The organism is Bradyrhizobium sp. AC87j1 (assembly GCF_002936975.1).
Classification (GTDB): Bacteria; Pseudomonadota; Alphaproteobacteria; order Rhizobiales; family Xanthobacteraceae; genus Bradyrhizobium; species Bradyrhizobium shewense.
Map to the genome: position 1 here is coordinate 71,796 of NZ_PTFE01000003.1, position 20,597 is coordinate 92,392.

The following is a 20,597-nucleotide window of genomic DNA, read 5'->3' on the forward strand; positions in this document are numbered from 1 at the left end:
GTTTGAACCGCGGCGTAAGGTGTGAAAATGCGTCATCCCTTGCTCAACGCTTCGGCAGGGGCCTTGTGTCCGTGCGCCTGCGCCCGCCGGGATGCAGCCTCCTGCTCTAAAGCCCGCACACGCCCGTGCGGCATCCGCGGACGCCTGTTGCAGATTTGTGACGGTCCAAGCCAAATCGGAACCCGCTATGCAGACCTGACGTCGCAGTGAGCAAAGTTGCGCCAGCGCGCTTATGCACTGCGGATCGACGCAACATTGGCTCCCGACCATCGCGCCCGCAAAATCCGCTCGGCATGAAAGAAGAGCGAAATCAAACGGGAATGTCCGGCAACAGCCGGCCTCGCCGGCCGCATGCCGGCTGCGAAAAACCTGCTAGATCCCACGAAGAAACGCTGCGCCTTGCCAAAACAAGCGGCATGCCTTGAAAAAAGTTGAGGCTTCTCCCTCCGGGAGATCGGCGCAAGTCTCGCACCCAAGGGCGTTCATTGACGTGTCCAAACTTGGGGGTATTCAGGATGTCGTTTCGTTTCAAGGCAATTGCAGCAACGGCGCTGTCACTTGCCACGCTGACCACCGGTGGCCTGGCTTTCGCGGCGGATCTGCCGGTCAAGGCTGCCAAGAAGGCGGCGGATCTCCCGTTCTTCCTGGTGATCGATAACCGCGTCACCTTCTCCTACATCTTCAACGCCTCGCAGCCCGGCGCATGGTCGTTCCGGCCGGATGGGTCGATCGACAGCAAGACCACCAAGCAGGTCTACTCGTTTACGCATTTCGATCTCTGGGCATACGGCACGAACTTCTTCACCATCTCCATGTTCAAGTCCGATCACAATGACCCGGCCGGGCCCTGCACCAACGCGGGCACGATCTTCGGCGCGCCGGCAACGTGCGCCGGTGCAACTGAGATCTACGGGCTATTCCGTTCGACGTTCGGCTGGAATGAGCTCTTCGACACCAAGGCCTTCACCGCAGGGCCGCTTCACAACATCTCGTTCGAGGTCGGGATGGATGCCAATACCGAAAACAGATATTTCGGTGCCGCCAAGCGCGACGTCGTCGGAGGTCTGCAGTTTGCGTTCGATCTGCCCTACAAGGGTTACATCAACGTCGCGCCGCTGGTGTACTGGGAGTTCGCCAATCACAACTCATTCAGCCAGTGCGGACTGTTCGGTGCGGGCGTTCCCGGCGTGACCTGTCTTGCAGACGGCAACACCTCGTTCAAGCCAACCTGGGCCGTCGAGGTCAATTACTACATGGATCTCGGTTTCCTGCCGCCGAACATGCAATATTTCTCGATCAGCGGCCGCGCCGGCTGGTATGGCAAGAAGGGCACCGACACCGAACCGCTTCCCTACAGCCCGGCGAACGGCGTCTACAACACCGCCGTCGAGTTGAACTCGGAGCCCATCCGCCTGACCTTCGATGCCTCGAAGGCCGCCTGGGGTGACAAGTATTCCCACTTCGTGGACGTTTGGGTCGCCTACCGCTACTGGCAGAACAAGTTCGGTCTCGATCACAACCTTGCCGTCGGCTGTACCACGGCGGTCGGTGGCCGGACGGTGAGCACGGGGGCGTGCACCGAATCCTCGCTCTACTCCGGTATCACCGTGAAGTTCTGACCGGTTGAGGTTTTAGGAGAAAACGTAGGGTGGATTAGCCGCAGGCGTAATCCACCAACTTCGGCCGGCGAGCGCGGAAGCGTGGTGGGTTACGCCGGCGGCCTGCGCTTCGCGCAGCCGCCAGCTAACCCACCCTACGGATCGGAGTTTGCGCCTACTTCGTCCACACGCCGTCGTGCAGCGCTTCGGCTTCGTCCTCGAGCAGCGGACCAACGACCTCGGTCGGCCGCTGGCCGCTGGCAAAGACTTCCCGGCACGGCAGGTCGAGGGTCGGGTTGTCAGGATGGTTGCCGGTGACGCCGCGCAGGCGATGCTCGCTGAGGCCGTAGACGACGCGACCGATGCCGGCCCAGTAGATCGCGCCGGCGCACATCGCGCAGGGCTCTGCCGAGGAATGGAGCATCGCTGTCGCCAGCACCTCGCGGCCGAGTGTGCGGCAGGCCTGGGTGGCCGCGAGGCGTTCGGCATGCGCGGTGCCGTCATGATCCGGCATGTAGCCGTTCTCGGTCTCGATCAACACCTTGCCGTCCGCATCGACGACGATGCAGCCGAACGGGTGGTTGCCATGGGTGAGGGAGCGGCGGGCGACCGCGAAGGACAAACGCAGAAAATGCTCGTCACGCTCGGATGCGGCGTCCATCAATCCTCCGCGGTCAGTGCCCGGCCATGCGCGGCCGATCGCGGCGAGACCGGCTTCGCTGGCCCATCCTTCATACACGAATTCGCCGTGGAACATCTCCTCCAGCCGGCCCCGGGTTATTGACGGTATCTTCCGGATAACCGATTGAAAATATTGATTATGCGGGCCGTTCGGGTCCTGATATTGGGTGAAACGGTTGGTGCGCCTGTGCAGACCGGTGCGGCGCAGCCTGCCGCGTACGCGCATTCATGCTAACCACGCGCTGATTGGGACGGGCGCGGTGCGTGATTTGCCGCCGAACGTGTACCGATTGTCGCCAGACAGCCGCTGCCGCGGTCCAGAGAAGAGAAAGCTCGTCGAGATGGGTGCCGTCAACGCCGTTCAGAATGCATCGCTCGGCGAAGAGATCGTGCGTCGGATCAACGATCTGGCTGCGATCTCGGAAGGCGGCGACAACCTCACCCGCATCTATCTCACCAAGGAGTTGCGCAAGGCGGCGGACCTCCTCCTGAGCTGGATGCGCGACGCCGGCATGAGCGCGCGTCTTGACGCGATCGGCAATGTCTGCGGCCGCTACGAAGGTGAGCGGCCGGGCGCGCCCTGCCTGATGCTCGGCTCGCACTACGACACCGTACGCGATGCCGGGAAATGGGACGGGCCGTTGGGGGTGATCACGGCCATTGCCTGCGTTGCCGATCTCAATCGCCGTGGCAAGCGCCTGCCGTTCGCGATCGAGATCGTCGGCTTTGCCGATGAGGAGGGGGTGCGCTTCGCTTCGACCTTGCTCGGCAGCCGTGCGGTGGCCGGCACTTTTGACGAAAGTGTCTTGAATGTGCGCGACCGCGACGGTGTGTCGATGCGCGATGCGCTCGTGCAGTTCGGCCTCGATCCCGATCATATCGGTGCGGCCGCGCGGGCGCGGCGCGAGCTGCTTGCCTATCTCGAATTGCACATCGAGCAGGGGCCGGTGCTGGAAGCGCAGGACCTGCCTGTCGGTGTCGTCACCGCGATTGCCGGTGCCACGCGGCTTGCCGCGCGGCTGACCGGCATGGCCGGGCATGCCGGTACCGTGCCGATGGCGCTTCGGCGTGATGCGCTCACGGGCGCCGCCGAATGCATCGGGGCGATCGAGCAATTTTGCCAGACCGACGCAGGCGGTCTGGTCGGCACCGTCGGCTACATCCAGGCGAGGCCCGGCGCGACCAATGTCATTCCGGGCGAGGTGTCCTTCACCATCGACATGCGCGCGCCGACCGACATGCACCGCAAGCGCGCGGTCGCGGATATCGTCCGCCAGATCGAGGCGATCGCCAAGCGCCGGCACCTGGCCCTCCAGCTCGACGTCACCCACGAGAACCGCACCGCGCCTTGCGCACCATGGCTGAAGGAGCAGATCGCGCAGGCGATCGGAGCGGAGGGGTTCTCCGTGTTCGAGTTGCCGAGCGGAGCAGGCCATGACGGCATGGCCATGATCGACATCGCCGATGTCGGCATGATCTTCGTCCGCTGCCGCGGCGGCATCAGTCACCACCCGGACGAGCATGTGGAGCTCGCCGATGCCGACGCCGGTGCGCGGGTATTACTGCGGGTGATCGAGAATTTCAGGCCGCGGGAAGGGTAGGCCGGGCAGGCTGAAGAAGCCCCCCGGGAAGCCGGCGCGTCATCTGGAGGAAATACGAATCAGCCATGCTTCGGATGGTGGCCGCCCCATCGGAGTGATCCTAGCCACATATGAATAGCGATATCTCGTTGTCCTCAGATCGCGGAAACCGATTTTACCAAGGCGTGGCTGCGACCTTTTTCGCCAACGCCCTCCAGGCGGTCAATTTTCTCGGTGATCGATTCCTGAGAAAGTCGCACCATTCGTTGTCGGCCATCGAGGACCTTTACCGGCACTCGATGGACAGCGCCTTTTCGGTGACCGAGGCCTTCCTCGTCACGGGCGCGCCGCACGCATCCGCCTATTATCCCCGTGACTTCGCCTGGTTCTATCCTGATGTCCTCGACCCCGAGACCATTATGGATGCGCAGGACGCGGTGCGGCGGGCCCGGCTGCTCGACAAGAGCATCCGTCTGTTGCTCGATGCGGTTCGCGCCGATGTCGTCACAACCACCATCGTCCCGGCGGGGCGCGGCCGGTACCTCGGCGTGAACTATTTCTCGCGCCCGTCGGATACGCTGCTTGGCATTCTGGCCGGCCTGCAGCAGATGATCTCGGCCGATCAGAGGGCGTCGTCCGATCTGGCGATGGCGCAATGCGCGCATGCCGGCCGGCTGCTGCTGGCTGAATATGGCGGTGACCTGAAGCGTGCGATCCTGCAGCTCGCAAGCGAGCTCGAGCCGTTCGACGATGACGGCACCAGGTATTTGCTGTGTGATGCCCGTGGCCCTCGCTCGGCTGCAACGGATACCCGTGCGGAACGCAGGCGCTTTGTCACCAATGCCTGCATCTACACAACCTTCCTGTGGAGCGTGCAGCTCGGCATCGTCGACGATAGCGAGCTGAAGCGGCTGCTCGGACGCGATCTCGCGCAGTACAAGAAGGACCTGCTCCGTCTGTTCGGCAGGGACGGCTACATCAGGCATTCCCTGGATGGTCCGAAGGGCCCGCCGGTGTCCTCGGTTGCGCTGGACTTCGTCAGCGTGCATCGCGGCTTTTGGGACATGACCGATGCCGTCGAGCGCGCGCTGTTCGCGGCCACGGCGGATTTGATCATTGCGGAGCCGCGCTTCCGCATACCCGCTACGTTCCACTTCCTGGTGTCAGCGGATAATCCGCGGAACAAGATGATCCACAAGATTGCGGCGCCCGCCTATCAGGGGCGCTCATCCTGGCCGACGTTCAACGTCGAGTTCGCGGACCGGATGCTCGATTACGACGAGGTCTCCGGCGGCGATCGCTACCGGGCCTGCGCGCAAGGGATATTGAAGGACATTCGCACCGCAACCGAAGTTCACGGCGGATATCAGGAGCTGATCTCGGAACAGGGGCTGAAGTACCGCACCTGGGCCTACAAGGGCGCCGTGGCCCATTCCTGGTTTCCGCGCTTCCTGTCGGTCTGGAGGAGGGCGTATGGAACGCCGCTCCTGCAATGGAATGACTGATCCGCGGGGGCGCTATCCCGCCGTCACGTCCACCAGCTCGCCGCCCTCCAGCACCTGGGCCGCCTTGGCGCGGTCGAGATCGCCTTCCCAGGCGGCGACCACGACGGTCGCGACGCAATTGCCGACGAGGTTGCCGAGCGCGCGGGCCATGCCGATGAACCAGTCGACCGACAGCACCAGCACGAGGCCGATCGCGGGAATGCTCGGTACCGCATTGAGCGTCGCTGCCAGGATCACGATCGCCGAACCCGGCACGCCATGCGCGCCCTTCGAGGTGATCAGGGAGACGCCGAGAACCAGCAGGAGGTCACCGAAGGACAGCGGCGTGTTGGTCGCCTGGGCGATGAAGACGACGGCGAGCGTCAGATAGATCGAGAAGGCGTCGAGGTTGAAGGAATAGCCGGTCGGAATCACGAGACCGACCACGGAATCCTTCACCCCCATCCGCTCCAACTTCTTCATGATCTGCGGCAGCACGGCATCGGAGGAGGCGGTCGCGAGCACGATGGTCAGCTCTTCGCGCAGATAGACGAGGAATTTGAGGATGTTGAGTCCGGCGAGCGCCATCACGCCGCCGAGCACGCCCAGCACGAAGATGCCGACCGAGACGTAGAACAGCATCACCAGCGACACGAGCTGCTTCAGCGAGCCGACACCGTATTTGCCGACGGTGTAGGCGACCGCGCCGAGCACGCCGAGCGGGGCAACGCGGACAATCAGGCCCATGACGCGGAACAGCACGGTGGAGGCCGCATCGATCATGCTGGTGACGAGCTTGCCCTTTTCGCCGCCGACGAGCGCGAGCCCGACGCCGAACAGGACCGCGAAGAACAGCACCTGGAGCACGTCGTTGCGTGACAGCGCATCGAAGGAGGTGGTCGGGATCACGTTCATCAGAAAGGCGCCGATGCCGCCGCCTGACAGCTTGTGGGCGTTGTCGGCGTAGGTGTTGAGCGCTTTGGCATCCAGCGTCGAGGGATCGATGTTCATGCCGTGGCCGGGGCCGAAGAGGTAAGCAAGCAACAGGCCGACGACGAGTGCGACGGTCGTCATGATCTCGAAATAGACCAGCGCCTTGACGCCGACCCGGCCGACCTTCTTGAGGTCGCCGGCGCCGGCAATCCCGTGCACGACGACGCAGAACACGATCGGCGCCACGATCATCGAGATCAGCTTCAGGAAGGCGTCACTGAGGATCTTGAGCCCGATCGCGAAATCCGGGACGGCCATGCCCAGGATGACGCCAAGCACCAGCGCGGCCAGAACCTGGACGAACAGCGAGGTGTAGAGCGGCTTCGGCTCGGCGGCGGGCGCCGCGGTGATGGTCGACATGGTGGATTCTCCCGGTTTGACGCGACTTGGACGTCAAAAAGGAGCAACAACCGTGCCAGATTGTCGCGGTGTTTCCGGAAAGCGGCACAGGACGTCGCTCTGTGTCAAGGGCGCGACGCTATCTCGCCGAACAGTCGCGTGGGGAGGAAGCCGCGGGATCCGCCGTCAGTCGTTATGCCTTCGCCGAAACGAAAGGCATCGTGTCACGCCGCAAGATCCAGCAGCCGGCACGATCCGCGCACGAGCGCCTTGCGTCCCGTGGGCGTCATCACAGGTATGCCGTCATTGACGACTACGAGGCCGAACTTGACGAGACTTTCGATAAGATAGGCCTTCGAGAGGCGACCGCCCGACACCGGGTTGCGAAGTGTGCGCAGGGCTTCCCACTGGTCCGGCGAAAGATCGAAGTCGACGTCGTTGCTCATGTTGCCTCAAGCGATAGTACCATTCGCGCGCCTCTGTTAGCGACGCTGCATGAAGACCATGCGACGACAATGAGTCGGGAATTCGGTGCGCTGTTTAGAACCTCTCTTCACGAATTGCCGCACTTCATTGCACCACAAGAGTAAAGATCGTTCGACTGCGAATATCGTCCCGAGCGTCGATCACATATTGATGAATTCGGTTTGATGCTGCACTGCAAGTTGTCGCGATGCACGGGAAGCGCTGCTGTCCCATTCTGCGTCGCAATATGCACAGAAATCGTGAAGCGAAAGGTTGAGGACTCTGTTACGGTGACTCCCGGGGAATGACTTCACGCTGCAGGAGTGGAGTGCATGAACAGGCTGGTCAAAATTCGCAGTCAGGAGTCCCTGTGCCGGGAGCGCGCCGCGCTCGATTTCGATCGCCGGGTTTTCTGGCTCGCGCAAGCCGAGGAATGGGAGCAGCGCGCGCTCGACGAAATTGCCTATCACTTCCGGGAGTGCAATATCGGCCAGACGGAGCTTGCGCGGAACTGACGCTGGCCGCGAGCAAGACCTACTGATAAGTCGCCACGATATCTGACACCGCGCGCTCGAGCTGCTGCGCGGTGGCGCATTGGCGCACGACCGTACAGAAGGTCGCGTAGCGCGGCATCTCGGAATCGCCAAAGCCCCAGGCGAGCCGTCCTTCGGGATTGAGCCAGACCAGCCGCTTCGAGCGCTCGGAGATGCGGCGCAGGATGTCGGCACGCGGGTCGAGGTTGTTGCTGCGGGCATCGCCGAGCACGATCACCGTGGTCTGCGGCGTCAGCGTGCTCATGAAGTCCTTCTCGAAATCGACCAGCGAAGAGCCGTAATCGGACGAGCCGAATCCGACCTTGGACATGATCTCGGCCATCGCCTCTTCCGGCGATTTCTTTTCCAGGATCTCGCTGACCTCGATCATGTGCGAGGAGAAGGCAAAGGAGCGGACGTCGTCGACCACCTCGTGCAGCGAGTGGATCAGGAGCAGGAAGAAATCGGAGACTTGCGCGACCGATCCGGAGACGTCGCAGAGCGCCACGATCTTCGGCCGGTCACGATGCTTGCGCTTCCATGCGGTGAGGAAGGGCACGCCGCCCCAGGCCGCATTGCGGCGGAGTGTGCGGCGGACGTCGAGATGACCGCGGCGCTGGCGCTTGCGCGGCTTCGAATAGCGCTCGCGCAGGCGCCGCGCGATCTGGCGGATGAGGGCGCGCATCTCCGCGACCTGGCGCCGCTCGATGCGGGCGAGCGGCGCGTTGCGAAGGATCTCGTTGCGGAGATTTTCGGCCTCCTCGCGGGCGTAGAGCGCAAGCCCCTGCGAGACGGTGTCGCGCACGGCTTCGCGCAAGGCGTCGAGCGCGGCGCGCAGACGCTCGGCCAGTGCCGGGTTGGTCGCGGTCAACGCGTCGAGGTCGTCGCGCAGGCGCTGGAGCCCCATGGCGTCGAGGATGCGGCTGGAAAAGATACCGCGCTGGGTGGAATAGCGGATATCTGACAGGGAGGCCGCGCCGGAAGCGCTGGCAATCGCCGCTGCGATCGTGTTGCGGTCCTGCGACAGCAGCATCTGTGCGAGCGGGCCCAAGCCCTCGGGAGGCTGTCCCTCGCCCGCTTCGCTGGCCGAGCCGGAGGAGGGCGACTGATCCGGATCCTGCGAGGCGTTCTCCTCGCTGTTGGCTTCGGTCTGATCCTGGCGCGGTTCCGGCTGGCTGAAGAACAGATCAAAGCAGTCGCCGAGCGCGAGCTTCTCGTCCTGCGATTTGGCAAGCGTCAGAAGCAGCGCGTCGCGCAGGATGGTTCGATCTGAAAAGCCGACCTGCGACACAGCGCGCATCGCATCGATGCTCTCGGCAGGCGAGACGTGAACGCCGACGCCGCGTGCTGCCCGAAAGAAACGATGGAGGTTCTCGCGCATCGGCGTCAACCGAAGACGTTGGACCGTGCCGCCTTGGCAATGAAGGTCGTCACCTGCGGCGCTGCTGCCTCGATGTCGGCTTCGTATTTCAGAAGCACGTTGAGCGTGTCCTTGACGATCTCGGTGTCGAGCTCCGTGGCCTGGAGCAGCACCAGCACGCGCGCCCAGTCGATGGTCTCGCTGACCGACGGCAGCTTCTTCAGATCCAGCGAGCGGATCTCGTGGATAAAGCCGACCATCTGCCGGCGCAGCGCCTGCGAGATGCCGGGCACCCGGCTTTCGACGATGCGCTCCTCCAGCCGCTGCTCGGGGAAGCCGATATGCAGATGCAGGCAGCGCCGCTTCAGGGCGTCGCCGAGGTCACGCTCGCTGTTGGAGGTGAGGATCACCGTCGGCGGCGTGATGGCCGAGACGGTGCCGAGCTCGGGGATCGTGACCTGGAAATCGGACAGGATCTCCAGCAGCAGGGATTCGAATTCGGCGTCCGACTTGTCGATCTCGTCGATCAGGAGCACGCAGCCGCCGGGCTGCTCAAGCGCCTGGAGCAGGGGGCGTGGCTCGACGAATTCCTTGGAGAAGAACACGTCGCCGAAATCGTGCAGCTGGTTAAGCGCGGCATGCAGCGTCTGCGCGCCGCCGAGGACTTCGCCGAGCTTGTCCTTGAGGATCTGCGTGTAGAGAAGCTGCTTGGCGTATTTCCACTCGTAGAGCGCCTTGGCCTCGTCGAGACCCTCGTAACACTGCAGGCGGATCATCTTCATGCCGCGCCAGGCCGCGATCGCCTTGGCAAGCTCGGTCTTGCCGACGCCCGCAGGCCCCTCGACCAGGATCGGCTTCTCGATCTGCTGCGACAAATAGACGGCGGTCGCGATCTGCCGGCTCGCGATATAGCCCTGCGCGGCGAGGCCGCTCTCCACTGCCTCGATCGAGGTCGAGGCCTTCTGATCAGCCACGAAAGGGCGCTCCCAAAGGTCTTGCTTGAGGCTTGTTCTGCCTGCGTTCCCGCCAAAGAACAAGCCTCGTTTGGGAGGCATCAGACCCGCACGGACGGCGCTTTTTCCGCTCGACGCAAATACGTGTCGGCGCTGATATTTGCGCGGCTCGCCGTTCGCGCGATCAGTGCCGCAGCTGCTCCGGCTTGCGGATCGTCTGTCTGACCTCGGCGCCGCAATCGGCGCATTCATAGACAAAGTCGATCTTGGCAAGGCTCCAATGCGGTTCGACCTCGCGCACATACATCGGCAGGAACCCCATGCACGTCGGGCAATTCACAGGCGCGATCTCGATGTCCTGATGATGCTGTACATAAGCTGGCATCTCGGCTCTCCTTCGCAGGCGACAACCAAACCCCGCGCAGAAGCTACTGCCGGTCGCTCCAGGCGCGTCATCAACTCTATCGAACGGAGATGGAACGGCGGACGTTTGTCGCGCGCTGTGACATTCTTGTTACGGGTCTGTACTGTAACGGGCGGACCGAATGCCTATTTCTGCGGCCGATCCGGTTTTTCGGAGCCTCAACCAACGATAAGGGAGCAACGCCCATGACGCATGCCATTCGTTTTCATAAGACCGGCGGTCCGGAAGTCCTGGTCTGGGAGGAGGTCAGCGTCGGCAAGCCCGGACCGGGCGAAGCGCGCATCCGCCACACCGCCGTCGGCCTCAATTTCGTCGACATCTACAACCGCTCCGGCCTGTATCCGGCGCAACTGCCGAGCGGGCTCGGCAGCGAGGCAGCAGGCGTGGTCGAGGAGGTCGGGCCCGGTGTCACCGATCTGAAGCCGGGCGATCGTGTCGCTTATGGCGCCTCGCCGCTCGGCGCCTATTCCGAGGCGCGGCTGATCCCTGCGGACCGCCTGCTGAAGTTGCCTGACGGCGTCGACGACAGGACCGCGGCGGCGATGATGCTGAAGGGTCTCACCACGCAATATCTGATCCGGCAGACCTATCGGGTGAAGGCGGGCGATACCATCCTGCTGCATGCCGCCGCCGGCGGCGTCGGTCTGATCCTGAGCCAGTGGGCCAAGCATCTCGGCGCGACCGTGATCGGCACCGTCAGCAACGACGAGAAGGCCAAGCTCGCCAAGGCGCATGGCTGCGACCACGTCATCATCTACACCCGCGAGGATTTCGTGAAGCGGGTCGACGAGATCACGGGCGGCAAGAAGGTCCCCGTGGTTTATGACTCCGTCGGCAAGGACACGTTCCTGAAATCGCTGGACTGCCTCGCGCCGCTCGGCGTCGCCGCGCTGTTCGGTCAGTCCTCCGGCGCGGTCGAGCCGCTCAATCTCGGCCTGCTGGCCCAGAAGGGCTCGCTCTACGTCACCCGTCCGACGCTGTTCACCTATGCCGCCAAGCGCGAAAATCTGGTCGCGATGGCGAACGAGCTGTTCGACGTCGTCAAGTCCGGCGCGGTCAAAATCGAGGTGCACCAGACCTATCCGTTGAAGGACGCCGCCAAGGCGCATGCCGATCTCGCCGCACGCAAGACCACGGGATCGACCGTCCTTCTGGTGTGATGTCCGGGCCTGCGTCACGTCCGTTCGTGCTTGCGCAGATCGCGGGCGTGATCGAGGTGAATTGCCTGGAGGTCGATATCCTCGGGCGGGATCCGGGGCAGGGCGGCCTCGGTCAGGATGGCCTCGGTGACGTCCTCGACCGAGCTCCCGGCGATCTCGTGGATGAACGAGACATTCTGGTATTCGCCCGAGGCGATGCGGGAGATGACCTCGCGCCTTGTGACTTCGGGGTCGACGACGGCCTCGCGGCCCCGCCTTCCATAGTCGATCATCACGACGAAATATTGCATCAAAACGACTCTGCCGCGCCCCCATTGCGCGGTGCGCGGCAGATTATTTCCGAAAAACGGAATCAAGTCAAGAGCGATTTCTAAAAAAGCGAAACCGCTGGCCGTGCGAGGCCCTACTTGCCCTTCTTGCGTGGGCGCGCCGACTTGGCGCGCAGCCGCTCGAGCTGGCCCTTGGGCATGGACAGGCAGATCTCACCCACCCACTCGAGCTTCACGCCGACGATCGGCTTGGCGTTGAAGCTCGTGAGGTTGACGACCGAGGGGCTTTTTCCCCGCTCGATCGTCTTCAAATAGCGCTCGCCGGTCTTGAGGCGGACCACAGCCTCTTCGCCGTAGAAGCTGGACAGCGGATGGCGCTGGTCCTTGTAGACCACGATCACGTCGCCGCTCTCGTATTTGGGCAGCATCGAATCGCCCACGATCTCGAAGGCGACAGTCTCTTCCATGATCGGGAAGGGCAGCGCGATGTCGCCGAGACCCTCCGGGGGGACCTGCTCGTAATCCGGCTCGATCACGGCGCCGGCGCCGACGCGGCCCATGATCGGCGCGAGATTGAGCTCGAGATACTCCATGATCGGAATGATTTCCGAGGCCTTCACCAGGCGTTCGCCGCCGAGGATCTCCGAGACCGCGCCGGGCCGCACGCCCATGGCCGCCGCCAGGCCGCCCTTGCTCTTGCCCGTCTTTTCCAGGCCCCGCTCGATCATTGCAACGTCCAACATGGTGATTCCCTCGATTACCCAACGTCTCGCTCTTGTAATCCGAAATTCGGAATTATTGCAATTATGAATATCAGAATTATTGCTTGACTTGAGCTTCGGAATACCGGAATGTCTGTTTCGCCCCCCGGTCGTGCGATCGGAGGAGGCGCATCACAGGACAGCACCATGGAACCGGGCCATTGGCCGTCGGAGCACTCCGACGCGCTTCGCGACTATTTTCTCAAAGGCATGTCTTATGCGGAGATCGGAAGGCAGATTAACGCAAGGTTTGGAACGGCTTACACGCGCAATGCAGTGATCGGCCGCGCGAAGCGGCTCGGGCTCGTCATACCGGAATGGATCGTGAGCCCGTCGGTCGCGCCATATTTGCCGGGTGAGGCTCCGGTTTCGCCGCGCCGCGCGGTGCTACCGAACCTGAACGTGCCGCCGAAGTCCGCAATGAAGCCTGCGGTGCGGTTGAAGCTGCGCTGCGTCGGCGTTCAGCCGCGCCTGATCCAGCTGGTCGACCTCGAGCCGGCTGACTGCCGCTATCCCTATGGCGGCGACAAGGACGGGGAGGAGATCGCCTTCTGCGGCCATCCGCGCCAGCCGGCCTCCAGCTATTGCGCGCCGCATGCGGGCCTGACGCGTCGCTCCGGGGCTGCGTCTGCCCGTGCCCCCGGTCCCGTCGTGCTGAAGCTCGTGTTCGCGGCCTGAACTCTCACCCGTTCCATCGTCGATTTCGCAAGGAGTATCCAAGTGGCTCGTGTCCGACGCAACAAGTCCTACAAATTGACGCAGATCTACGACCGGCGGTCCCGCGACGTGCCGTTCAATGCCGAAGTGGCGGAGGTCGAGGTCGACAATCCGCTGGCGCTCGATGTTGGCGAGAAGATCGTGGCGATCCGGTCGATCCGCGGCGATCCGCTGGCACGGCTGCACGCCCACCACCAGATCGATGAGGCGCAATATCTCGGCGGGCGCGCCTTCCAAAACGATTGGGAGAGAGCGGAGCGGGGCCCTCAGGCGATGGACCCGACCCGCGAATATGTCGATGGCGCGCGCACGCGCGAGCCGGTCACCGAGAGCCAGCGCCAGGCGGTGCTGCGGCTGAACCAGGTCGAGCGCGAACTCGGGACCGACGGCGCTGCGCTGGTGCACGACGTGCTGGTGCTGGGCCTGACCATGGATCAGATCGGGCAGCGTCGTGCCGTCCGTACGCAGCGCTGGAACGACTATTTTGCGCGACGCTTTCGCGAGTGCCTCGACCGGCTGGCGCTGATCTACGGCTTTGCGACGGAAACGGGGACACGGCAGGCAGGGCGGCGCAGATGACAACGGCACGCCTGCGGTTTGGGCCGCGGGCGTGCCAGTCTGCCGCTCACGGATGCGGGACGATCTGGTAGGGCGTCGAATAGGGTTCGACGCGGAGCGAGGCGTTAGCCAAAAGCCCGATCCTGGCGGTCGGTGCCTGCTGCAATTCGCCGTTCGGGCCGCGATGCACGTTATATTGCCAGACGGTGAGATCGCCCTTCTGCGCCAGCGCGTGCGCAACCGCGCTCGCATCATTGCCGCCGAGCGATTGAAGCTCCTCCGCCGACAACCCGACGACGATCTCGTCCTTGATGGTGACGATCTTGAACAGGTTCATCTTGGTCTCCTGCGCCCATGCGCCTTGTATCGAGAGGGTGAAAAGCGCGACCGCGGCGCCCTTGATGAGATCGCAGGGAGAAAGCATGCCGTCGTCCTTTGGTGCTGAGGCGCGCCCGAATCGAAGAGTTTTCAGCCATGGCGCCCGTTGTCCGCGTGGCCGTGTCGCAACGGCTTGGTCGTTCGTTCATGGACAACGGTTCACGGGCGGAAACATATCCGGCTTGCGAGATCGATCGTTATTCGCCGTTAATACAACCGCGGAGGCCGCACTCAACAATTACGTGTAGGCGCTGAGAAGCGCTCATTCGCAGCCGAATGTCCGTTCATGTCGGAAACAAGCGGAAACGTTGTGCCGATCAACGGCGATCAGGGCTGTGTGTGATTGATGACGCTTCTTGACGCAGGTGGGTGACGGCGGTCGATATACCTGTTATCCGGAATTGCCGTGGTGCGATGCAGACGAAGCATCGCTATGACCATTGTTGGGCTTGCCGGACGGGTTGTTCCTTGACATAATTGCAACCAATTGGTTGAGCCGGTCGTTTGGACATGTCGTTCGGCGTGCAACCTGCCGGGGCCACCCGGCCGAGAGTTCGTCGCCATAGGTCCTGTTATGGCGTCTTGTTATGGCGTTCGGTTCTTGAGCAGGTCACGAAGCCGATGCTTGTCATAGGTGCGAGATGAAAAACCTCAATTTCGCGGCTGAACTGCACCTCAAGCTCGGCGCGCCCGCAAGCGGCACGGTCGAAAGCCTGCGCCTGCTCCGCGCGTTCCTGAAGCTCGCGCCACGACAGCGTTTCGAGGTCATCAAGCTGGTCGAAGACCTCGCCACCGAAGAAATTCTTCCCGAGCACCCCTTGTCCTGAGCCCGGGCCGCGCGCCGGCCTTACGCCGTCTCGTTCATTTTCCCGTTCGTTTTCCCGCCGGAGCCGGACCGCCGGCGACGTTTCCACGCGGCTGGCCGCTGGAAGGCGATCCGGCAAGTGTGGTATTCAATTGGGAAAATGGGAGGAGTGCGACCATGATCGAACCGAAGCTCGAAGTTCCGGCCGAACTGCGCGACCTGGCCGAGAAGACAATTGATCAGGCGGAGAAAGCATTCGGCATGTTTTTCGACGCCGCCACCAAATCGATGTCGTCCGTTCCAGGACCAGGGACGGAGGTGTCGAAGCAGGCGCTGGTTTTCACTGAGCAGAACATGAAGTCGGCCTTCGAGCATGCGCGCAAGCTGGTTCATGCCACCGACCTTCAGGAAGCGATGCGAATCCAGTCCGATTTTCTGCGCAGCCAGTTCACCAGCGCCGGAGATCACATGCGCCAGATGACCGGCAGTCTCATGCAATCGGGGAAAGGGAAGTCCTGATTCTCTGCGTGTGCGCTGCAGGTCGATGACAGGCCACCGAACGACCACATTCGTCGTCCGTCATCCCTTCTGCTGATCCCTGTCGGCCCACCGGCAGGGATTTGCATGTGTGGCAGCGTCGTGCTCGGCGCTCGACTAAAGCGCGATGCAATCAGGATGAATCGTCATCGCGCTTTAGGGTGTTGTTTAAGCCATGATCCTTTCGGAAAGCCGCGCACTTTTCCGGATCATGCTCTAGCGCAGCGATGCGATGTAGGCCGCGATATCGCCGGCTTCGGTTCGGCTCAGGGGAAAATTCGGCATCTTCGGGTGCGGATCAAGCAGGAAGAAGGCGAGCCTCTCCGGACTGAAATCCGGTCTACGCGCAACGGAGATAAAGGAGGGGACGTCGGCGCTCGCCTGGGTCTGGCCGTTCGCGACGACATGGCAGCTTGCGCACCAGCGTTTGGCGAGGTCCGCACCGTGACCGGCATCGGCCGCGAGAGCCGACGATGTGCCGAAGCTCGAGGTTATGGCAAGCAGCAGGCAAATTCGTCTCAAATGCGGGTGCATAGGGTAACTTTCATGCATCGATTGGCGGCCGCCATGCTCATCCGCAGCACGATCCCGGAAATTGCGAGAGATCAATCCGGGCGATGATCGACCGCAGCAGCTTGCGGACCGAACGATAGAGATGCCGTAGGAAAGCCGGCATCCTCGCCGCGGGCAGGCCAAGACTTCTCGTGTCGAGACTTCTCGTATCGAGATTTCTCGTATCCAGACTTTCAATGTAGTGCGACACGTGTCTCTCCGAGGCTATATCGCCCTTTTATCCCGGCGCCTCGGAGCCGCCTTGATCTGCCGCAAGCGTTCCCGGCTAATAGTCGCCCGGATTCATGATCATCGGGGTTTTCGTATCAGCCGGCGCGAGCGCGCTGCTGGCGCTGTCGCGCAGGAAGCGGTCGAGCGTTTCCTGGATCTTCTCCTTGACCGCGTTGGGACCGCGATCGCTCATTTCCGTGTGCTGCGCGCCGGTGTGAACGATGTCGATACCGCGCGCCTTGGCTTCTTCCGGCGTCGGCAGCACGCCGGGATCGGTCACGAAATGCGGGTCCTTCGACCGGAACGACAGGATCTTCATGCCGTCGCTGACCACGAAGGGCACCCGCAGATTGTCCAGCGTGATCACCTTCGACACCAGCTCCGGGTGCTGATGGGCAACATACATGGAGACATCGCCGCCATTGGAGTGGCCGACGAGGGTGACGTGGTCGTAATCGACGTTCTCCTGTTGCTTTTTCAGCTTGTCCAGCACGAAAAGAATGTTGGCTTCGCAGCGGATATAGACCTCGCGCCGGCCGACATATTGCTGACCGACATGGGTCATCAGCGGCGGATCGCTCGGCAGATCCTGCTGAATGCTGGCAACCAGATAGCCGCGCGCGGCGAGCACGTTGGCGAGGAAGGAGTATTCGGTGGCCTTGACGGTGTTGCCGTTGCTGATGATGGCGAGCGGGAGCTTCCAGAGGCCGAGATTGGCCTTGGTCTCGTAGTCGCGCCGCACCGCCACGTCGACCGAGATCGGCCGCTGCCGCGAGGCGTCGAACAGCGCCAAAGTCTCATGGCGGATCGCGAACCGACTAACGACGAAATATTCCCCGACGCCAAGGACGCAGAGAAACGCCAGGATTGCAAACACCCTCTTCATGGTTTCATCTCAAATCACATTTGACTGAACATGGTCATTGGGAACTCCCGGATCGAGCGATCGTGAGCAGCTTACGGGATTAAATTTAGGCAAGTCTGTGAGCAAGCCCGCAAAAAGGACCGCATGCCAAGCTCACCGCGCGAACGACGGGGCGGCTACAGACAGCCGGACTTGCCGCGTTCGGGGCAGAGCCGGAACGCGCTCGACAGGGTGAACAGGAAGCGGGGGCTGCGGCGCTCCTTGTCCGGTGCCCGGTAGCTCAAGGGCACCGCCACGCCGAGATCGGCCTGGATATCCTCTGGCAGGAAGAAGCGCACACCGGCTCCGGCCGATGTGAGCGACAGGCCGTCACTCAGGCGGTAACCGTCGTTCCAGACGGCGCCGGCGTCGCCAAAGGCGTAGAGCTGATAGCCGGTCCAATAGCGGTAATTGAGCCTCTGGTCGAAGCGCAGTTCGAGCGAGCCGGCAAGGCCGTTGTCGCCGCTGATCTCGGCTGCGCCATAGCCCCGGCCGAAGGCCGCGCCGCCGAGATAGAATTGCTGCGAGGTGAAAAGTGGCCGCGATGCCGTCTGGCTCGCCGCGGAGAGCTTGAGCGACCAGGTATCATTGAGCGTCTGGTAGCGCGCGAACCAGAGGTTCAGCACCGAGAAGTTCGAGGATGCGCCGTCGCGCGACAACAGATCGTCCTCGAAATGCGAGGCACCGAAGATGTCGAGGCCCTGGCGATAGGTCAGTGTCGCAAGATTGGTGCCGCCGAAGCGATCCTGCAGCCGGTAGTCGGCGGTCAGGCTCGCGGTCCTGATATGGTCATTGTACCAGGGACCGTAACGGTCGTGCTCGGACACATTGCTGAAGGTCGTCGCTGCAGTCAGCGTGAGCGTGGAGGATTGCGATTGCAGCGGGACGATGCTGGCGCGCAGCTCGAACGCCTCTGTCGTGGTGATGTCGCTGTCGAGGCGGCGGGCATCGCCCGGCCGGACCGCGCTGTACAGGACGGAAGCGCCGAGGCGTACGCCGTCGACGCCGACGGGCGTGTCGTAGGACAGCCGCGCAAAGCCGAGCTCGCGAGGATCGTTGGCAACTGTCGACAGGTTGACTGCCAGCGTGTCGCCGGGCGTGAGGTAGGAGTTGAACGCGCCGGCGGCGTAGCTCTGCCACGGGCCAACGGAAGATGATCCGAGATTGTCCAGACCGAACGAGGAGAAGACGTGCCAGGTCTTCAAAACAACTGTGAGACGGAAGCGGCCGGTCGCGCCACCGATCTCCTCCAGCGCGGTATCGGTGATCCGGACGCCCGGCCTGCCGTTGATCAGGAAGAGCTGGCGTTCGAGCGTTGCAAGGCGCGACGGCTGCTCGGCCAGAACCGGCCCGAGCATCGGCCTTACGCCGAACTGCTCGGCGCCGTCGCCTTTTAGCTCGACCTGCACGATGGCGCCTTCGATCACCTGGATCCGCACCCGGCCGTCGGCAATGTCCTGCGGCGGCACGATGGCCCGGCTCAAATGGAATCCCTCGGCGCGGTAGAGATCGCTGATCGCGCCGGCGATCGCGGCGAGATCCGCCTGCGAGACCTGCTTGCCGAGATAGGGCAGATAGATCGTGGCGATCCGATCTTGGGACACGGTGTGTGCGCCACTGACGTCGATGCCCCGCAGCACGAATTGCAGTTTGGTATCGCCGCCGGTGTTGGGCTGCCTGACGCTCGGAAGCTGGACCGAAGGCCGGCTCAGCGATTCCCGCTCGGTTTGGTTATCGAAATATTTCTCGGGCTGGCGCGGATCAAAACCCGGCTGGTTCGCCTGTTGTGCGAACCCCTGGGAAATTCCCGCAAAGATCGGTATCAGCACTGCCAACGCGGTAATGAGATGCCGCTGCTCGACGCACGTCCCGAATCTTCCTCCGTAGTTTGACGGAGACTTTGCGATGGGGCGGTAAGGGTTCGTTATCCGCATGATTTTTCATAGTTTTTTATGGTCAATGATTGGTTAATGCTGCCACTCCACTGGCCGCTTGCCGCTAATCCTCTCTTGAGTGATTTTCGGATACCCCTCAGCCCCGGCTGTAACGCGGACTGAGGATCGTCATGCTTCGCAGAATTGGAATGCGGTGTGCCTTCGTGGCGGCGCTGACCCTTGGAACGGCTTCCGGTGCGTTCGCCGCGGAGGATGGCGTCTGGTCGGTCAGCAAGGCCACCGGTGAGGTGTGGATCGCGACCGAGGGCGCGCAGCCGGTGTCGCTGAACCGGGAAGAGACGCTCAAGCCTGGCAATAGCATCCGCACCGGACGCAACGGCCGGGTGCTGCTCGTCCGCGGCGAGGAAACCATTCTGATCTCTCCCAACTCCGTGGTCGGCTTGCCCTCGGAGAAGAAGGAGGGGCTCTCGACCACGATCATCCAGCAGGCGGGATCGATCCTGCTCGAGGTCGAGAAGCGCAACGTCAAGCATTTCGAGGTCGAGACGCCCTATCTCGCCGCCGTGGTCAAGGGAACGCAGTTCAGCGTCACGGTGGGAGCTGGCAGCACCAAGGTCGGCGTGCTCCGCGGCCAGGTCGAAGTCTCCGACTTCAAGACGGGACAGATTGCCCAGGTCATGCCGGGACAAGCGGCCACCGTGCTTGAGCACGGCAAGCCTGGTCTCAGCTTGAGCGGCGCGGGGACGTTCAATCCGATCGAGCATGGCAAGCCGCGCGCCTCGACGATCGAGCGTGTCCCCGTCCCGAAATCGGGCCTGTCGGCGCCGCGCAATGCCGCGAGCGGCCATGCGATCCATGCGCTCGGTCCGATCGACAAGGGGGCCAAGGCGGCTGGCGTGCCGAAGCCGTCGCATCAGGCGGCTGGAGGTCATGTCTCCAAGGCCGGCGTCGTGCGCATCTCGAGCCCGCTCGGCGAGGTCAAGCTGAATGTCCACAAGGTCACGAATGGGCTCGCCCACGGCGCAGTGGCACCCGGACAGGTGCGCAACGCCAACGCCAGCACGGGTGCCGAGACGGTCTGGAGCGAAAACAAGACCAGCACGGCAGCGTCCAACGGCGCCGTCCAGACTGCGGCGACGACAAGCGGTGCTGCAACGGCTGGCAGCAGCTCATCGAACCCAGGCGCCGCGATAGCGGAAGCTGCCGCCAACAACGGAAACGCCGGCAGCAACGGCAATTCCGGCAATGGCAACAACGGCAATGGCGCCGGCAACGGCAACAGCGGCGCCACCGGCAATGGCTGGGGCAACAATGGTAACGGCAATGGGAATGGCGGCGGTAACGGCAGCAATGGCCGTGGCCACAACAGACATTAAAGCGATTTCCTAGGGGATGAGGGGCGCACCTGCAGAAGCGGGTG

Annotated in this window: 22 protein-coding genes; 10 read left to right on the top strand and 12 right to left on the bottom strand. The window is 63.0% G+C overall.

Annotated elements, in window-relative coordinates:
• The first annotated feature begins 515 nt into the window (after positions 1-515).
• Positions 516-1,619, top strand: a complete 1,104-nt coding sequence (locus tag CV770_RS03060) for a hypothetical protein (RefSeq protein ID WP_091965565.1) — start codon at positions 516-518, stop codon at positions 1,617-1,619.
• 154 nt (positions 1,620-1,773) lie between these two features.
• On the opposite strand, the gene CV770_RS03065 is transcribed toward CV770_RS03060, so the two are convergent.
• Positions 1,774-2,259: a nucleoside deaminase gene (locus CV770_RS03065; protein ID WP_104461386.1), complete on the bottom strand. Its 486-nt coding sequence runs from the start codon at positions 2,257-2,259 to the stop codon at positions 1,774-1,776.
• Between the two features lie 361 nt (positions 2,260-2,620).
• On the opposite strand from CV770_RS03065, the gene CV770_RS03070 reads away from it, so the two are divergent.
• Together CV770_RS03070 and CV770_RS03075 are read left to right on the top strand one after the other, a co-directional pair.
• Complete coding sequence (locus tag CV770_RS03070) at positions 2,621-3,880, top strand: allantoate amidohydrolase (protein WP_104461387.1); 1,260 nt, start codon at positions 2,621-2,623, stop codon at positions 3,878-3,880.
• Between the two features lie 110 nt (positions 3,881-3,990).
• A complete protein-coding gene (locus CV770_RS03075) occupies positions 3,991-5,364 on the top strand; it encodes a hypothetical protein (protein ID WP_104461275.1) in 1,374 nt (457 codons plus the stop codon).
• Between the two features lie 12 nt (positions 5,365-5,376).
• On the opposite strand, the gene CV770_RS03080 is transcribed toward CV770_RS03075, so the two are convergent.
• Both CV770_RS03080 and CV770_RS03085 read right to left on the bottom strand, forming a co-directional pair.
• Positions 5,377-6,696 (bottom strand): dicarboxylate/amino acid:cation symporter, encoded by a 1,320-nt coding sequence (locus tag CV770_RS03080; protein ID WP_104461276.1) that lies wholly within the window; start codon positions 6,694-6,696, stop codon positions 5,377-5,379.
• Between the two features lie 203 nt (positions 6,697-6,899).
• Positions 6,900-7,121, bottom strand: a complete 222-nt coding sequence (locus CV770_RS03085; RefSeq protein ID WP_028142648.1) for a hypothetical protein — start codon at positions 7,119-7,121, stop codon at positions 6,900-6,902.
• 351 nt (positions 7,122-7,472) lie between these two features.
• On the opposite strand from CV770_RS03085, the gene CV770_RS03090 reads away from it, so the two are divergent.
• Complete coding sequence (locus CV770_RS03090; RefSeq protein WP_091965561.1) at positions 7,473-7,655, top strand: hypothetical protein; 183 nt, start codon at positions 7,473-7,475, stop codon at positions 7,653-7,655.
• Positions 7,656-7,674: 19 nt separating this feature from the next.
• On the opposite strand, the gene CV770_RS03095 is transcribed toward CV770_RS03090, so the two are convergent.
• From CV770_RS03095 to CV770_RS03105, 3 genes are all read right to left on the bottom strand, one after another.
• The gene (locus CV770_RS03095; protein ID WP_104461388.1) at positions 7,675-9,054 is read right to left on the bottom strand and encodes a vWA domain-containing protein; all 1,380 of its coding nucleotides are present in this window, start codon (positions 9,052-9,054) and stop codon (positions 7,675-7,677) included.
• Positions 9,055-9,059: 5 nt separating this feature from the next.
• A complete protein-coding gene (locus tag CV770_RS03100; RefSeq protein ID WP_165637745.1) occupies positions 9,060-10,007 on the bottom strand; it encodes an AAA family ATPase in 948 nt (315 codons plus the stop codon).
• A gap of 163 nt (positions 10,008-10,170) precedes the next feature.
• Positions 10,171-10,371: a hypothetical protein gene (locus CV770_RS03105; RefSeq protein ID WP_091965559.1), complete on the bottom strand. Its 201-nt coding sequence runs from the start codon at positions 10,369-10,371 to the stop codon at positions 10,171-10,173.
• Positions 10,372-10,595: 224 nt separating this feature from the next.
• On the opposite strand from CV770_RS03105, the gene CV770_RS03110 reads away from it, so the two are divergent.
• A complete protein-coding gene (locus CV770_RS03110; RefSeq protein ID WP_104461278.1) occupies positions 10,596-11,570 on the top strand; it encodes a quinone oxidoreductase family protein in 975 nt (324 codons plus the stop codon).
• A gap of 14 nt (positions 11,571-11,584) precedes the next feature.
• Here the strand turns inward: CV770_RS03110 and CV770_RS03115 are convergent, their stop codons facing one another.
• The gene (locus CV770_RS03115; protein WP_104461279.1) at positions 11,585-11,860 is read right to left on the bottom strand and encodes a hypothetical protein; all 276 of its coding nucleotides are present in this window, start codon (positions 11,858-11,860) and stop codon (positions 11,585-11,587) included.
• 113 nt (positions 11,861-11,973) lie between these two features.
• Positions 11,974-12,582, bottom strand: a complete 609-nt coding sequence (locus CV770_RS03120; RefSeq protein ID WP_041748162.1) for a S24 family peptidase — start codon at positions 12,580-12,582, stop codon at positions 11,974-11,976.
• Between the two features lie 165 nt (positions 12,583-12,747).
• Between CV770_RS03120 and CV770_RS03125 the strand changes: the two genes are divergently transcribed.
• Positions 12,748-13,278, top strand: coding sequence for a GcrA family cell cycle regulator (locus CV770_RS03125; RefSeq protein ID WP_091965556.1), 531 nt, complete (start codon positions 12,748-12,750; stop codon positions 13,276-13,278).
• A gap of 42 nt (positions 13,279-13,320) precedes the next feature.
• Positions 13,321-13,896, top strand: a complete 576-nt coding sequence (locus tag CV770_RS03130; protein WP_104461280.1) for a hypothetical protein — start codon at positions 13,321-13,323, stop codon at positions 13,894-13,896.
• A 46-nt stretch (positions 13,897-13,942) separates the two neighbouring features.
• Here CV770_RS03130 and CV770_RS03135 read toward each other — a convergent pair whose 3' ends face one another.
• Complete coding sequence (locus tag CV770_RS03135) at positions 13,943-14,299, bottom strand: hypothetical protein (RefSeq protein ID WP_104461281.1); 357 nt, start codon at positions 14,297-14,299, stop codon at positions 13,943-13,945.
• A 595-nt stretch (positions 14,300-14,894) separates the two neighbouring features.
• Between CV770_RS03135 and CV770_RS42400 the strand changes: the two genes are divergently transcribed.
• Positions 14,895-15,080: a hypothetical protein gene (locus CV770_RS42400; RefSeq protein ID WP_028142638.1), complete on the top strand. Its 186-nt coding sequence runs from the start codon at positions 14,895-14,897 to the stop codon at positions 15,078-15,080.
• Positions 15,081-15,235: 155 nt separating this feature from the next.
• Positions 15,236-15,577 (top strand): phasin, encoded by a 342-nt coding sequence (locus tag CV770_RS03145; protein ID WP_018319170.1) that lies wholly within the window; start codon positions 15,236-15,238, stop codon positions 15,575-15,577.
• A gap of 234 nt (positions 15,578-15,811) precedes the next feature.
• Here the strand turns inward: CV770_RS03145 and CV770_RS03150 are convergent, their stop codons facing one another.
• The 3 genes from CV770_RS03150 to CV770_RS03160 form a co-directional block, all read right to left on the bottom strand.
• Positions 15,812-16,129, bottom strand: a complete 318-nt coding sequence (locus CV770_RS03150; protein WP_091965553.1) for a c-type cytochrome — start codon at positions 16,127-16,129, stop codon at positions 15,812-15,814.
• Between the two features lie 304 nt (positions 16,130-16,433).
• Positions 16,434-17,264, bottom strand: coding sequence for an alpha/beta hydrolase (locus tag CV770_RS03155; protein WP_104461283.1), 831 nt, complete (start codon positions 17,262-17,264; stop codon positions 16,434-16,436).
• 155 nt (positions 17,265-17,419) lie between these two features.
• Positions 17,420-19,216, bottom strand: a complete 1,797-nt coding sequence (locus CV770_RS03160; RefSeq protein ID WP_104461284.1) for a ShlB/FhaC/HecB family hemolysin secretion/activation protein — start codon at positions 19,214-19,216, stop codon at positions 17,420-17,422.
• 131 nt (positions 19,217-19,347) lie between these two features.
• Here CV770_RS03160 and CV770_RS03165 point away from each other — a divergent pair, with 131 nt between their 5' ends.
• Positions 19,348-20,553 carry a FecR family protein gene (locus tag CV770_RS03165; protein ID WP_104461285.1) on the top strand — a complete coding sequence of 402 codons (1,206 nt, stop codon included), beginning with the start codon at positions 19,348-19,350 and terminating at the stop codon, positions 20,551-20,553.
• The last annotated feature ends 44 nt before the right edge of the window (positions 20,554-20,597 follow it).